Origin of the sequence: Klebsiella sp. KPN54798 (assembly GCF_021184225.1) — a bacterium.
GTDB classification, from domain to species: Bacteria; Pseudomonadota; Gammaproteobacteria; order Enterobacterales; family Enterobacteriaceae; genus Klebsiella; species Klebsiella pneumoniae.
Map to the genome: position 1 here is coordinate 2385365 of NZ_CP089234.1, position 13297 is coordinate 2398661.

At 58.7% G+C, this 13297-nt stretch carries 15 protein-coding genes and 1 pseudogene; 3 read left to right on the forward strand and 13 right to left on the reverse strand.

Annotated elements, in window-relative coordinates:
* Positions 1–37: 37 nt before the first annotated feature.
* The 7 genes from LPQ25_RS11415 to LPQ25_RS11445 form a co-directional block, all read right to left on the reverse strand.
* Positions 38–1009 (reverse strand): ABC transporter ATP-binding protein, encoded by a 972-nt coding sequence (locus tag LPQ25_RS11415; RefSeq protein ID WP_015874867.1) that lies wholly within the window; start codon positions 1007–1009, stop codon positions 38–40.
* Positions 1006–1986 carry an ABC transporter ATP-binding protein gene (locus tag LPQ25_RS11420; protein WP_004151192.1) on the reverse strand — a complete coding sequence of 327 codons (981 nt, stop codon included), beginning with the start codon at positions 1984–1986 and terminating at the stop codon, positions 1006–1008. The genes LPQ25_RS11415 and LPQ25_RS11420 overlap by 4 nt, the downstream gene beginning before the upstream one ends.
* The gene (opp4C, locus tag LPQ25_RS11425) at positions 1983–2933 is read right to left on the reverse strand and encodes an oligopeptide ABC transporter permease (protein ID WP_014907471.1); all 951 of its coding nucleotides are present in this window, start codon (positions 2931–2933) and stop codon (positions 1983–1985) included. The genes LPQ25_RS11420 and opp4C overlap by 4 nt, the downstream gene beginning before the upstream one ends.
* A complete protein-coding gene (locus tag LPQ25_RS11430; protein WP_015874866.1) occupies positions 2930–3889 on the reverse strand; it encodes an ABC transporter permease in 960 nt (319 codons plus the stop codon). Before LPQ25_RS11430 ends, opp4C begins: the two co-directional genes overlap by 4 nt.
* A gap of 43 nt (positions 3890–3932) precedes the next feature.
* Complete coding sequence (locus LPQ25_RS11435) at positions 3933–5636, reverse strand: ABC transporter substrate-binding protein (RefSeq protein WP_014907473.1); 1704 nt, start codon at positions 5634–5636, stop codon at positions 3933–3935.
* Between the two features lie 344 nt (positions 5637–5980).
* Positions 5981–6664 (reverse strand): CatA-like O-acetyltransferase, family 1, encoded by a 684-nt coding sequence (locus LPQ25_RS11440; protein WP_004175829.1) that lies wholly within the window; start codon positions 6662–6664, stop codon positions 5981–5983.
* A 31-nt stretch (positions 6665–6695) separates the two neighbouring features.
* Entirely contained in the window at positions 6696–7079 is a 384-nt protein-coding gene (locus tag LPQ25_RS11445) for a VOC family protein (RefSeq protein WP_014907474.1), read from the reverse strand.
* Positions 7080–7170: 91 nt separating this feature from the next.
* Here LPQ25_RS11445 and LPQ25_RS11450 point away from each other — a divergent pair, with 91 nt between their 5' ends.
* Complete coding sequence (locus LPQ25_RS11450) at positions 7171–7941, forward strand: DeoR/GlpR family DNA-binding transcription regulator (protein WP_002907813.1); 771 nt, start codon at positions 7171–7173, stop codon at positions 7939–7941.
* A gap of 4 nt (positions 7942–7945) precedes the next feature.
* Here the strand turns inward: LPQ25_RS11450 and LPQ25_RS11455 are convergent, their stop codons facing one another.
* Positions 7946–8575, reverse strand: coding sequence for a LysE family translocator (locus LPQ25_RS11455; RefSeq protein ID WP_014907475.1), 630 nt, complete (start codon positions 8573–8575; stop codon positions 7946–7948).
* Positions 8576–8824: 249 nt separating this feature from the next.
* On the opposite strand from LPQ25_RS11455, the gene LPQ25_RS11460 reads away from it, so the two are divergent.
* Positions 8825–9460 (forward strand): carbonic anhydrase, encoded by a 636-nt coding sequence (locus LPQ25_RS11460; protein WP_002907811.1) that lies wholly within the window; start codon positions 8825–8827, stop codon positions 9458–9460.
* A gap of 312 nt (positions 9461–9772) precedes the next feature.
* Here LPQ25_RS11460 and LPQ25_RS11465 read toward each other — a convergent pair whose 3' ends face one another.
* From LPQ25_RS11465 to LPQ25_RS11475, 3 genes and pseudogenes are all read right to left on the reverse strand, one after another.
* Entirely contained in the window at positions 9773–9982 is a 210-nt protein-coding gene (locus tag LPQ25_RS11465; protein ID WP_002907807.1) for a YdgH/BhsA/McbA-like domain containing protein, read from the reverse strand.
* A gap of 84 nt (positions 9983–10066) precedes the next feature.
* Positions 10067–10784: pseudogene (locus LPQ25_RS11470) on the reverse strand (hypothetical protein).
* 45 nt (positions 10785–10829) lie between these two features.
* The gene (locus LPQ25_RS11475; protein WP_004143863.1) at positions 10830–11264 is read right to left on the reverse strand and encodes a winged helix-turn-helix domain-containing protein; all 435 of its coding nucleotides are present in this window, start codon (positions 11262–11264) and stop codon (positions 10830–10832) included.
* 401 nt (positions 11265–11665) lie between these two features.
* Between LPQ25_RS11475 and LPQ25_RS11480 the strand changes: the two genes are divergently transcribed.
* Positions 11666–11815, forward strand: a complete 150-nt coding sequence (locus tag LPQ25_RS11480) for a hypothetical protein (RefSeq protein ID WP_002907802.1) — start codon at positions 11666–11668, stop codon at positions 11813–11815.
* Positions 11816–11902: 87 nt separating this feature from the next.
* Here LPQ25_RS11480 and LPQ25_RS11485 read toward each other — a convergent pair whose 3' ends face one another.
* Entirely contained in the window at positions 11903–12739 is an 837-nt protein-coding gene (locus LPQ25_RS11485) for an MBL fold metallo-hydrolase (RefSeq protein ID WP_004180178.1), read from the reverse strand.
* A gap of 7 nt (positions 12740–12746) precedes the next feature.
* On the reverse strand, positions 12747–13262 hold the full coding sequence (locus tag LPQ25_RS11490) for a DUF4286 family protein (RefSeq protein ID WP_014907478.1): 516 nt from the start codon (positions 13260–13262) through the stop codon (positions 12747–12749).
* Positions 13263–13297: the final 35 nt, after the last annotated feature.

A 13297-nucleotide genomic window follows, 5' to 3' on the forward strand; every position in this document is an offset into this window, starting at 1 on the left:
TCGGTTGTTTAGAAATAAATAACCCCATCGACCGCGCTCAGGATGCGACCCAATGACAGGCGACCCGATGGCCCGGGGCCACCTCGCGCAGCGCCGGAGGCTCTCTGCGGCAACGTTCGCTGGCCAGCGGGCAGCGGGATGAAAAGCGGCAGCCGGCGGGGGGATTGGCCGGATCCGGGATCTCGCCTTGCACCAGCGCCTGCGGTTCGCTGTGCGGGTCGAGGGTCGGCACCGCAGCCAGCAGGGCGCGGGTGTAGGGATGGAGGGGGCGGCTGAACAGCGCATCGCGGCTGGCGCTTTCCACCAGTTGCCCGAGATACATCACCGCCACATCGTCACATAAATGCTCCACCACCCCGAGGTCGTGGGAGATAAACAGAAACGTGACGCCGCGGTTGTCGCGCAGGTCGGAAAACAAATTGATGATCTGCGCCTGAATCGACACATCAAGGGCCGAGATGGGTTCATCGGCGACGATAAAATCCGGGTTGAGGATCAGCGCCCGGGCAATACCGATCCGCTGACGCTGGCCGCCGGAAAACTGATGCGGGAACCGGGCATAGTGTTCCGGCGCCAGGCCGCAGATCTTCATCACGTCGATCACCCGGTCATATAGCTCATTGCGGGCGCACAGTTTGTGCTCCAGCATGGCTTCGCCAATCGCGTCGCCAATACGCAGCCGCGGGTTCAGCGAGCTATAGGGGTCCTGAAACACCAGCTGCATCTTGGGCCGGATAGCGCGCAGGGCAGGCGCGGTCAGGTCGGCCAGCTCCTGACCGTGAAATTTCACGCTGCCGGCGCTCTTCTCGTACAGGCCAAGCAGGGTCCGGCCGACGGTGGTTTTACCGCTGCCGGACTCGCCCACCAGGCCAAAAATGGTGCCCGGACGGATATTAAAGCTGACGCCGTCCACCGCGCGAAGCTCGCCGGTCTGCTGACCAAACAGGCCGTCGCGTAGCGGAAAATATTTTTTCAATCCATCCACTTCAATGACATAGGGTTCGCTCATGCTGTCACCTCCGCAAATTCGCTATAAAAGCAGGCAGCACGTTGGCGGTCGCCGAGCAGCGGCGGAATCGCCTCCCGGCAGCGCGCCGTCGCCCGCTCGCAGCGCCCGGCAAAGGCGCAGCCCGCCGGCAGGGCGGCCAGATCCGGCACCTGGCCGGGAATTGAGTACAGCCGCCGACGCCGCTCACCGGGCACCGGTCGGGAGGCGATCAGCCCCCGCGTGTAGGGATGCTGAGGATGCCGTAGCACTTCCGCGGTGGCGCCTTGTTCCACAATTCGTCCGGCATACATCACCACCACCTGCTCGGCCATCTGCGCGATCACCCCCAGGTCGTGGGTAATCAGCATCATCGCCATCTGGCTGGCCCGGGCCCGATCCCGCAGCAGGCGTAGGATCTGCGCCTGCACGGTCACGTCGAGCGCGGTGGTGGGTTCGTCGGCGATCAGCAGTTTGGGCCGACAGCTCAGCGCCATGGCGATCATCACACGCTGCAGCATGCCGCCGGAAAGCTGGTGAGGATAGCGGGTCATCAGGCTGTCCCCGCGCGCCAGGCCGACCTCGCTTAACAGCTGGATGGCCTGATGCCAGGCGGCTTTCGGCGTGGCGCCGAGGTGGCGGATCGGCGGTTCGCACAGCTGCTCCCCGATGGTCAACACCGGGTTGAGGGCCGACATCGGTTCCTGAAAAATCATTGCCAGCTGGTGACCGCGCAGATCGGCCATCTGTCTGGCTTTCAGCCGCAGCAGATCGCGGTCCGCGAAGCGGATCTCGCCGCCGTCGATGCGCGCCGTCTGCGGCGGCAGGAGGCCCATCAGCGCCATGGCGGTGACGCTTTTGCCGCAGCCGGATTCACCCACCACGCCAACGGTTTGCCCGGCCTGAATGGTGAAAGAGACCTCCTGCACCGCGCGCACGCGAGAGCGTTCGCCGGCGAAAGAGACGGAGAGATGATTAAAGGAGACTAACGGCGTGGTCATTTCAGCCTCGGTTTCATATTGGGATCCATGGCGTCGCGCAGGCCATCGCCCAGCACGTTGATGGCGATCACGGTGATAAAGATGGCGATGCCCGGCGGCATCCACAGCCAGGGGCGACGCTGGAAATCGATCAGACTGTTAGCGGCATCCATCATATTGCCCCACGACGGCGTCGGCGGCACCACGCCGAGGCCGAGATAGCTCAGCGCGGATTCACTGAGAATGGCGTTGGCGACGGCCATGGTCGCCATCACCACCAGAATCGGAATGGTATTCGGCAGCAGGTGGCCAAACAGCCGGCGACGCGCCGACAGGCCCAGCACCTGGGTGGCCAGCATAAAATCGCGTTCGCGCAGGGAGAGACATTGCCCGCGCACCAGCCGCGCCAGTCGGGGCCACTCCAGCAGGCTGAGCATCACCACCACCATATAAATGCGCGAGTCCGGCGAAAAATCGAGCTCAGAAAGCATCGCCCCGGCGACGATCAATAGCGGTAACCCGGGGATAGTCATCACCAGGTCGGCCACGCGCATGATCAGTTTGTCGGTTAACCCGCCGACGTAACCCGAGAGGGCGCCGAGCAGGTAGCCGAGGCACACCGACATCACCATGGTCAGCAGGCCGATAATCAGCGAGATGCGCCCGGCCAGCAGCAGGCGGGTGTAGACATCGCGACCGAGGAAATCGGTCCCCAGCCAGTGTTCCGCCCCGGGCGGCTGGTTGATGCTCAGGGCGTCGGTGGCATCATCACTCCACGGCGACCAGACGGGCCCCAGCACGCACCACACCGCCATCACCGCCAGCAGGAGCAGGCAGAACATGGCCAGCCGGTTACGGCGCAGCTGTCGCCACCCCTGGCGCCAGGGAGAGGGGGTAATGTGCGCCAGCGCCGGGATAGCCGCCTGCCGCTGGCGGCGACGGGAAGCTAAGTAAGACAGGATCATCATGACCTCACCCGAATACGCGGATCGGCCCAGGCGTACAGCACGTCGGCGAGCAGATTCCCGACGATCGTCAGCACCGCCAGAAACAGGGTAAACCCCATCAGTACCGGATAGTCGCGGGCGGCCAGCGAGTCGATATGAATGTGGCCCGCCCCCGGCCAGTTGAATACCTTTTCGGTAATGATCGCCCCGGAGAACAGCCCCGGCAGCTCGAAGCCCAGCAGGGTGATAATCGGCAGCAGGGCGTTGCGCAGGGCATGTTTGAGGATCACCGTGCGCTCCTGCAACCCCTTGGCGCGGGCGGTACGGATAAAATCCATTTTCACCACGTCGAGCATACTGGCGCGCACATAGCGCGTCAGGCTGCCCGCCTGCAGCATCACCAGCGCCAGCACCGGCAGCGCCAGATGGGCAGCCACCTGCAGCACATACTGCCAGCCGCTCTCGTCGCTGCCGGTATTGGTCATCCCGCCTACCGGCAGCCAGTGGAGATCGACGGCGAACCATTTAATCAGCAGCAGGCAGAGGAAAAAGGTGGGGAACGACATGGCGGCAAACACCGCGACGCTCACCAGATGATCAAACCAGGAGCCAGGGCGCAGGGCAGAAACCACGCCCACCGCCAGGCCGATGCCCCAGTAAAAGACCAGCGCGACGCTGGCCAGCAGAAAAGAGTTCCAGATGTACTGGTTGAGCAACTGGCTGACCGGGATCTGATACTGCAGCGAAAAGCCTAAATCACCGCGCAGCAACTGTCCCAGCCAGTGGAGGTAGCGGGTCAACAGCGGCTGGTCGAGGCCGTAGATCGCCTTCAGCTCCGCGGCGCGGGCGGCGGTCAGGGTGATATTGCCATCGATAAAGTCGCCGGGGGTTTTGGCAAACAGCAAAAAAATAATGAAGGAGGCCAGCAGCAGTATCGGCAGCGTTTGCAGCAGGCGCCTCAGGATGAAATTTCTCATGACGGTCTCACATCAGCCGTCGGTTAACCCGGCGGCCAGGGATTTATTTGACGATTTTTACATCCGGCAGGCTGCCGGTCAGGCCGTTGTAGATATCCGGCTTAAAGCCGCTGACGCGGGCGCTGCTGGCGGAAAGGATCTCGCGATAGCCGAGCAGGATCACCGGCGGATCGTCGGCCAGCACTTTATACAGCTGGTGGTAGATCGGCTTGCGCTGTTCGATGTCGAGCACCGCGTTGCCGGCGTTAATCAGCTTATCGACTTCCGCGTTATGGTAGCCGGACTCTTTAGCTTCGCTGCTGTAGAAATCCCATACCCCGTCGTGCGGGTCGTTGAGGGTGCTGGTGCTGAACGAGGCCAAATCGTAATTTCCGGCTTTGCGCTGCGCCATCAGGGCGTTGAAATCCACCACCTGCGGCTTCAGCAGCACGCCAATCTGCCGCCAGTTCTCCTTGGCGATGGGGATCAGCGCATCGTTGAGCACCTTCTTGCTCACCAGCAGGGTCAGCTCCAGGCGCTGGCCGTCTTTGGCGCGGATACCGTCGGCGCCTGGTTTCCAGCCGGCCTCATCCAGCAGCTTTTTGGCCTGTGCCGGATCGTAAGGGTAAGGGTTGACGCCTTCAGCGTTAAAGGCCCAGGAGATCGGCGCGATCGGTTCGATGGCGACTTTGCCGTATCCTTGATAGACCACGTCGATCAGCTTCTGCCTATCCAGGCCGTAAATCAGCGCCTGGCGCACCCGCTTATCCTGTAGCGCCGGGCGATGCACGTTGAATTCCACCTGGCTGTAGTCGCTGGAGCCGTAAAGATTAATATTGGCGAAGCCGAGCATCTTCAGTTGCTCAATATCGTCGGGGCGCGAGGTAAAGGCGTCGTAGTCGGTCTCCCCGGTCTGGAACAGCTGGAAGTTGGTGGACGGATTGGTCACGCGATAGATAAAGCGCGGCGTTGGCGGCGTCCCACGGTAAAAATGGCTATTGGCATGGAAGCGTATTTCCTGACCGGGAATATATTTGTCGTACACGTAAGGGCCGTTGCCCAGCGGCTTGCCGTGCAGTGAGCGCAGATAGTCGAGATTCCCCCGCTGATACCCTTTGCCGTACCAGGCTTTCGACAGTACAGGCCCGCCAATTTTGGCCAGCGTGGTGGCGCCTGGCTGCGTGGTGGTCACCTGCAGGGTGAGCGGGTCGATGACCTTCAGGCCGCTGACGCTGTCAGCCTTGCCGGCTTTGTAGTCCGCCCCGCCGGCGATATTGGCCAGGGTGATGTCGGTATCGCCATCATAGCTGGGGTCGAGCAGGACCGTCAGGGTAAAGGCGACATCTTCCGCCGTCAGCGGTGAGCCGTCGCTAAAGGTGAGACCAGGGCGCAATTTGATGGTATAGACTTTGTTATCCGGGCTGACCGTCCAGCTCTCCGCCAGTCCCGGGACCAGCTTGCCCTGGCTGTCCCAGTCGATCAGGCGTGAAAAAATGACGTTAGTCACGTTCTCATCCCAGCCGTTGATGAAAAAGTAGGGGTTAAAGATCCCCTGCGGCTCGGAGATCCCGGCCACCACCGTGTCTGTGCGCAGTTTGGCGCTGGCCGGGATCTGGCTGGCGTCGCTGGCCGGGGTGATGCCTTCTTTCAGGATCACTTCCGCATGGGCAACAGAAGAAAATGCTACCACGCCGCCGAGCAGGGCCACTTTTAGCGCCAGGGCGAAGCGGGTTTGTCTGGTTTTTAATCCTTGTTGTAATCTGGACAAAAGTGCTACCTCATCAAATGATTGCGTGGTTATTTACAATTCATGACGAAAGATAAGAGGCGCACTTCGCCCTGTCTAACACTGAAACGCTATGATTTATAACTAATTATCCTTAGCAAAGGATCGGCAATATAATCCCATTTTATGGCTATGAAGCAGTGGTTTCCGCTGTCTGATGATGGTTGGTCAGCATGCTGTCTGCGACCCAGTTTTTCAATCGCGAGGTTCTGAACAGGCGTCACACCTGCGCGGTATTCGCCGGCTGAAAGGGAACGATGATAGTGGCCCCGTACCGACCGCCGTGCAGGGAGTAAGGCTCCCTGGCGGTCAGTTCCGGGCAGACGTTAACGCTCCTTCGCCGCTGGGGGAAGCAGGGAGGGTGCGGTTTCGGTTAGCGGCAACCAGAGCCGCTCGGGGTCATTAAATCCCTCTTCGACAAGGGCATAAAAGCGGCTGGCGTGGAGACCATCGACGAAGGCATGGTTAAACCGCCCGGCCACCGGGATAACGCCATTCTGCAATTTTCCCCAGGTGAGCGCGGGGACCGCCGCGCCGACGGCATATTCCGCATGGGTCATCGAGGTGAAGTGGAGCCATGGCAGACAGCTGGCGCAGATAAAATGCTCGCCATCGACGATGAGCGGCGCCGGGGATGTCTCTCTTGCCGCGACAATCTTCGGCGTGGCCGCGGCGCTGAAGGCGGTGAACTCGGGAGCATTGTCGCACCACACCTGACGGAATCCCTCTCCGACGGTCATCACCGGCGTCATTACTGCCAGACTGTCATATTCAATCACCTCATCGTTCCGCACTCGCTGGCGTAGCTGCGGTACCCCGTTGGCCGCGCGCAGCAGGGCATAGAGCGCGAGCTGAAAAAACGAGACCCGACGGTCCTTCGCACATTCGTACAGGCGCTGCGCCGCTATCGGCACGCAGAGATTAAAGCTGGGGTTGGCGAATTGGCGGTAAAAAGTGAAATGGTCCCGGCGGGGCCAGGATGCGGTGTCGATAATCCGGTAATGTGCCATGGATGCCTCCTGAATACTGGCGTTCTGCTGACTATGCGACGATTTCGATCAGGTTGCCATCGGGATCGGCGATCACCGCCTCATAATAGCCGTCGCCGGTGGTGCGCGGCGGCGAGATCAGTATTCCGGCGGCCCCGGCGCGTTGGGCGATGGCATCGACCTGTTCCGCCCCGCCCACCGAGAGGGCCAGATGCGCCCAGCCGGTATGGTTATTATCCGCGCAGGCCTGCTGCAGGCCAGGCTTGGTCATCAGCTCGATCACCACCTCGTCGTCGATAGTAACAAAATAGGAGGCAAAGCCGGGGTTGGTCTGGCTAAGGTATTTTTCATTGATGCTGGCGGCAAAGAAGTCCACCCAGAAGCGGGCCTGGACGTCGAGCTGTTGGGTCCACAGGGCGAAATGGGCAATTTTCATGGTAAACCTCCGGGCAGGAACGTTGACAACCAGAGCAGGGCAGACGATCATGCTTGCTACTGCTCGGTTTTGATCATTTAAGGATTGTGTTATGCTCGATTATGCTGCTTTCCCTCAACAGCGACAAGCGCTGATTTGCCAGATCCTGCAGGAAAACGGCAGAGTGGTGTGCGCGGAGCTGGCGGCGCGTCTTCAGGTGTCGGAGCATACCATCCGCCGCGATCTGCATGAGCTCAGCCGCGAGGGATTCTGTAAAAAGGTGTATGGCGGGGCGGTGCTGAGTCTGCCGGAAGCGGGGGATTACAGTGAGCGGAAAGATAAAAACCGCGCGATAAAGCTCAGGATCGCGCAACAGTGTGCCCGGCTGGTGAAGCCCGGCGGCACTATTTTCATTGATACCGGGACCACCAATCTGGCGATGGCCGAGGCGCTGCCCACCGAGCTGGCGCTGACGGTGGTAACGAACTCGCCGGAGATCGCCGCGGTACTGGTGAAAAAACCGCTGTATGACGTGGTGATCCTTGGCGGCCAGGTACAGCGAGCGAGCGGCGGTTGCGTCGGCGCCGCGGCGGTGGCTCAGGTGCAGGGCATGTTATTCGACCAGGGGTTTATCGGCGGCTGCGCGATGGCGCCAGAGTCGGGCCTGACCGGCTTTGACTATGCCGACTGCGAGTTCAAGAAAGCGGTCATTAAACAGTGCAGCGAGATTATTGTTGGTCTGACTTCGGATAAAATTCCGGCAGCAGCGCGGTTTGTGGTGGCCGCCAGCAGCGATATCGATGTGCTGGTGGTGGAAGAGAATATCAGTCGCGAATATCGCGTTGCCTTTCAGCAGCACGATATTCGCATCTATACCGTGTAACCCGCTAGCGGGTGAGGGAGGTGGCGATAAGCCGCAGGCCCAGCGCCCCCAGCACCGTCGCGGTGGCGATGTCGATCCGCCGCTTCAGCCGCAGGTAGACGCGCCGCGGGCGGTCGGCAGACAGCACCAGCGCCACCAGCGAATACCAGCTGACGTCGATCAGAAAGCTCATCAGCGGCACGATGTAATAGAAGGCGGTGGGGATCTGCGCCGGCAGCAGGGCGGTAAAAATTGAGGCGAACACCAGCGCCGTTTTGGGATTGCTGAGCTGAGTATACAGCCCGTCGCGGAAGGTCTTCAGCAAAGAGCGGTTGCCGGCCATCCCGCTGGCGGAAAAATCCATCGGCTGCGCCGACCCGCGAAAAATTTTATAGCCCAGCCACAGCAGATAGAGCCCGCCCGCCACCTTCAAACCAATAAACAGCTCCGGCACCGCGGTGAGCACCTTCTGCAGGCCCAGCATCGCCATAATGGAGAAAATGGCCGCACCGGCGCCATTACCGAGGGCGGTCACCATACCGTGCAGACGCGAGCGAGCGACGGCATTGCGCGCGACAAAAATAAAGCTTGGGCCGGGACTGATCACGCCCATGATCAGCACCGCGGCAATGGCCATCAGGCTGGATAGGAACATAGCGACTCCTGTTATGTCCGCCGCAGGCAGGCGGTCGGTAACGTGTGGACGGTTGGAGCAGACAGAGTAGCAAACTGGTTCAGGAAAGCACGTCAAAAAGGTGTGTATTAGACGGGGAGAAGCAGGCGTTGGCGGCGCGCGTTTTCTGCGCAACTGTTTGAATAACGATTCCCATTCTTGTCATCGATGGTAAACTGAATAACTGTGATCTTTGTCATACCGTAATAACTACAGAGAAGAGACACTGCTATGCAACATATCATTGAGGGCTTCCTCAACTTCCAGAAAGAGATCTTCCCCCAGCGTAAAGAACTCTTCCGCAGCCTGGCCTCCAGCCAGAATCCCAAAGCGCTTTTCATCTCCTGTTCTGACAGCCGTCTGGTGCCGGAACTGGTTACCCAGCAGGAGCCGGGACAGCTCTTTGTCATTCGTAATGCCGGGAATATCGTGCCGTCTTTCGGGCCGGAGCCGGGCGGCGTTTCCGCGACCATCGAATATGCCGTGGTTGCGCTGGGCGTGACGGATATCGTGATCTGCGGCCATTCCAACTGCGGCGCGATGAAAGCGATCGCCACCTGTCAGTGCCTTGAGCCGATGCCGGCGGTGTCTCACTGGCTACGCTATGCCGATGCCGCGAAAGCGGTGGTGGAAAAGAAAACCTGGGCTAGCGAAACCGATAAGGTCAACGGCATGGTGCAGGAAAACGTCATCGCCCAACTGAATAACATCAAGACCCATCCTTCGGTGGCGGTTGGTCTGCGCGACCATACCCTGCGCCTGCATGGCTGGTTCTACGACATCGAAACCGGCGATATTCAGGCGCTGGATAAAAATACGAAATCCTTTGTTTCGCTGTCGGAAAATCCGGACGTCTTTTTCGAATAAAGTCTTTCCAGGGCACGGAGGCCCTGCAAACCCTCACCACGCCACGCAAATTTTGCCAAAATGGGCGCCGCTTTGCAGACAGCGGAAGGCCTCCGACTGATTCGCGGCGACAGACCTCTCCGCTTTACGCCGACAAGCCGCAGATAATCCAGCCAATCGGGTATTTATTGCTATCCGGCTCTTTTTGTGCTGAGAGTCAGTATTGTCCGGGATCCGGCGAATGCCGCATGGACCTGCCGGGAAAGGTCAGGAAGGAGGAAAAACTAAAGCGCCGTCCAGGCGGCGCTTTAGGAAACGTTTAGGGGCAAGGGTTTATTTGCTCAGTTCAGCCGTCATATGAACACGGTTGTTAAACTGGGCGCTGGTAATTTTATAGGATGCACCCTGTTCTGCGGCCTGGGCGGCAATTTTAGCTTCCGCGCGGTCCAGCGTGGAGGCAGTGGCGCTGACGCTCTGAGCAAAGCTGGCAGCAGAGAACAGAGACAGCGCAGCAACAGCAACGAAAGTTTTGATGAATTTCATGGTCGTATTCCTTAATTTGGTGTCTGATAAAGGGCCTGTTGCCCTGATGTGATAAAGAATACGCTTGATTGCTGGAGCCTAAAATCAAAACAATTTGCGAAACTCTTTCAAATAATATGAATGATTTTCCGCCAGCCTCGAGGCTGCGCGCGGCGGCAGGGTTGCATTAGCTGCTGTGGTCAGGCATCGGAGGTCGACAGACAGGCGACTAAAAGAGAGCCTGTCGGTCATGAAATGATGAAAATGGCTATGACTGACCAGGCGGAAATTCACTTTAATCCTTTCCAGGCCGTTATAGACCCGCTTGCGATTAATCCCCAGCGTAGCGGCCATTTGATGAACCGACTGACCCTTCATGGTGGCATCAATCATCCGCATCTCCAGGCGGTTGAGCGGGGCTCGTTGACGGAAAGAAACGCTCTGACGTTGGTGACGCGGCACGAGTGGCCAGCGGCGCTCGGCCAGGCAGCGCAGAAGGCGGCTCACTTCACGTACCGCTTCGCGCTGGCTGACCCACAGTAGGGAATCCGCGAAAAAGGGGCGTCCGCGCCTTACGTTGCCGGCTGACGTAAAGCCAATGACCAGGCCCTGAAAGTGCTGAGCGATTTCAGCGGCAGCCAGGTAATCATGATAGTTTTCCAGTGACAAAATAATCACATCCAGCCCGGACAGTTCTGGAAGATGGCTGAGGGGCAGGGAGTGAATAACCTTTAATTCGGGCGCTGTTTTCTGAATATCCCGAAAACACTGGGCGATACCGATATTAAAATTAAATATTATTGCTGTGAATTAAAATATTCAACGAATAAACCCTGTTGCTGGCGATGTAAACGGCGCGGGGAGGGGATTAGCTGCGTACCAGAAGCTTATTCATATCAGCAGGCGAAGTGTTTATATAATTCATCATCCCCGGCGGTTTGTATGAATAAATTTCGGCTACGTAAACGTTATTAATATAATACCCCGCGCACTTAACGCGGATGATTAACGCGCTCTCCACGCCAGCCTGGTGTAAGCGAGACTTTAAGCTCTGAATAACCTGCCATAGGCGCTGCGCGGAAGGGCGGAGATTATTTTTTTCCCAAACGTTAATCATTAACTCTTCATCGCTGACCAGACGTTCTCTGCCGTGCGCCAGCAGGTACTCCAGTAAACAGGCCATGGTGCTGCGTAGCTGGACTTGCGTCCGTGTCCCGCGCAGCGTGATAATTTCCCGATGATGCAGGCAGTAGAAAATATTATCCGCTAACTTATAGCCAAGTAGTTTATAGCCTTTAGTCATCCACCACTCCCTGACAAATCCTCTTCTTGCCGGTGCAGAGTACCTGCCCGCTGCTGACTGACCAAGTGAATTTTATCAGTTAGAATAATCAAAACAAATAACCACACAGCCATACATAACTAGAATAAAAATCTGATAATATCGCTTGATTCTGTTGTATTATGCGGTATAGGAAAAGTCTTAATCAGGCGACTGGCGAAGGTAAGCGCTTGAAAATATAGGTGGCATCGAAAAATAAATGCACTTAAATTGATTTGGATCAATTTAAGCTATTTCTGAGGGCGATGACCATTTACATTCTAAAACAAAGATTGAAATAACTTCCGTTACGCGGTGATACGCTAATTCTGAACTTGTGGAACTACCCAGGGAATGGTTCATTACTTTTCAGGAGCGTTTTTATGGTCATTGCAACTCGTAAGCCTCTGTGCAACAAACGCTGGTCGGCCAGCCCGGCCTCCCAGGATCTTCAGTTGACTCAGCTACGTCACCCGTGGGTCGCCACCAAAGCTAGCTGCAAAAGTAAAAAAGGCTGGAAGAGCCGCGGTTAACGGCTCGTCCACTTTCCCGGACAAAACGCCCCGGTCGTGCTCATGCCGCGACCGGGGTTTTACTGTGGTCATTGTTCTGCTCAACGATCACACCGAACGCAGACAATAGCCTGAGGCGGTGTTCTCCACTCTGGCGAATCCCGGCAGGCCAAGATGCATACCGGCAATCAACCACCGTTCGCTGGCGGCCTGGCGTAGCAGGATCTCCCTGGTACGCCGGGCCTGTTCAGGATCGACGTCGAAGGCGACCGAGGCTTCTGGCCGCGCAGACTGAATGGACGGGAAATGGACGATATCCCCCCAGATCAGCAGCGAGGTATCGCCCGCTTCGAGACGATACCCGGTATGCCCGGGCGTATGGCCGGGCAGAGGGCACGGGCGGATCCCGGCGATCACCTCCTCATCATCAACCCCGCTGATTTGCGCCGCGCAGTTCGCCAGTACACGGCGAACAAGCAGCACGTTGCGCCGGCCGCGATCGCTGGCGTTGTCGAACGTGGATGTTGCCAGCCAGTAAGCGCTTTCCCGCGTAGGCAGGAACACCGTGGCGTTGGGATACGCTGGCGTACCAGCGGCGGACAGCAGGCCGCCGATATGGTCCGGATGGGCGTGGGTGAGAAGGATGGCGTCGATCTCCTCAGGACCAACGCCGAGCCGCGCCAGATTGGCGATAAGTTCGCCGCCAACGCCATTGGCTCCGCCGGTGCCGGTATCCACCAGCACCGTATTCCCGCGACCGCGGATCAGATAGGCGCCAATCGCAATGGTCTCCGGCGAGGCTAATCCTGAATGCCGCTGCAGATGCTCCGCCTCCTCCCGCGAGATACCCGAGAGTAAGGACAGCGGCGCTGACATCAGACCATCACTCACGGCAGTCACCGTCAGGTCGCCAGCGGTCAACGTATAAAAGGGAGCAGGTGACATGGCGACCTCACGCGCGCTGCGCCGGGTTGCGTAACCGGGCGGTGATGGGCTGATAGATAAAGACGGCGGCAGTCGTGGCCAGGTGATGCAGGTTGTCTCGTGGGAGGATGGCGGCATACCGGGTTTGTTCGGTCGCCAGGCCGCCTGGCTGCAGGTGTATCGGCGCAGCGACGGGCAAGTCCTCCGCGGTATCGCCCAGCAGCAGCACTTCATCCGGGGCAACCTCCCGCAGCGTATTATTCGTTAGATAGAGGTGGCGATGCCAGTCGGCGATCGCCGATTGCCAGCGGGCAAAATGGCCGCCGCCGTTGCGGCGGTAGGCGTCGCTGTCGATGACGGTAGCATCGTGGATATCGTGCAGCGCTAGGTAGCAGGGGCAGCCCTCGCTGAGAGCGCGGAAGCGCTGGGAGGCGTAGAAACCGGGCACAGAGACCAGCGCCGGTAGTTTTTCCTGATTGTAAAAGGTATTCCACGCCGCTTCGCTTTGGGGATCGGTGTAGGCGCATTCGACGACATAGAGCATAGTGACCTTGATGAACAGATGATGTGGCGCACAAG

Coding starts and splice junctions, on each gene's coding strand:
- LPQ25_RS11445 (WP_014907474.1), bottom strand. CDS start 7,079: ATGAAAATTGCCCATTTCGCCCTGTGGACCCAACAGCTCGACGTCCAG.
- LPQ25_RS11455 (WP_014907475.1), bottom strand. CDS start 8,575: ATGTTCCTATCCAGCCTGATGGCCATTGCCGCGGTGCTGATCATGGGC.
- LPQ25_RS11465 (WP_002907807.1), bottom strand. CDS start 9,982: ATGAAATTCATCAAAACTTTCGTTGCTGTTGCTGCGCTGTCTCTGTTC.
- LPQ25_RS11450 (WP_002907813.1), top strand. CDS start 7,171: ATGCTCGATTATGCTGCTTTCCCTCAACAGCGACAAGCGCTGATTTGC.
- LPQ25_RS11430 (WP_015874866.1), bottom strand. CDS start 3,889: ATGAGAAATTTCATCCTGAGGCGCCTGCTGCAAACGCTGCCGATACTG.
- LPQ25_RS11440 (WP_004175829.1), bottom strand. CDS start 6,664: ATGGCACATTACCGGATTATCGACACCGCATCCTGGCCCCGCCGGGAC.
- LPQ25_RS11460 (WP_002907811.1), top strand. CDS start 8,825: ATGCAACATATCATTGAGGGCTTCCTCAACTTCCAGAAAGAGATCTTC.
- LPQ25_RS11420 (WP_004151192.1), bottom strand. CDS start 1,986: ATGACCACGCCGTTAGTCTCCTTTAATCATCTCTCCGTCTCTTTCGCC.
- LPQ25_RS11475 (WP_004143863.1), bottom strand. CDS start 11,264: ATGACTAAAGGCTATAAACTACTTGGCTATAAGTTAGCGGATAATATT.
- opp4C (WP_014907471.1), bottom strand. CDS start 2,933: ATGATGATCCTGTCTTACTTAGCTTCCCGTCGCCGCCAGCGGCAGGCG.
- LPQ25_RS11415 (WP_015874867.1), bottom strand. CDS start 1,009: ATGAGCGAACCCTATGTCATTGAAGTGGATGGATTGAAAAAATATTTT.
- LPQ25_RS11480 (WP_002907802.1), top strand. CDS start 11,666: ATGGTCATTGCAACTCGTAAGCCTCTGTGCAACAAACGCTGGTCGGCC.
- LPQ25_RS11485 (WP_004180178.1), bottom strand. CDS start 12,739: ATGTCACCTGCTCCCTTTTATACGTTGACCGCTGGCGACCTGACGGTG.
- LPQ25_RS11490 (WP_014907478.1), bottom strand. CDS start 13,262: ATGCTCTATGTCGTCGAATGCGCCTACACCGATCCCCAAAGCGAAGCG.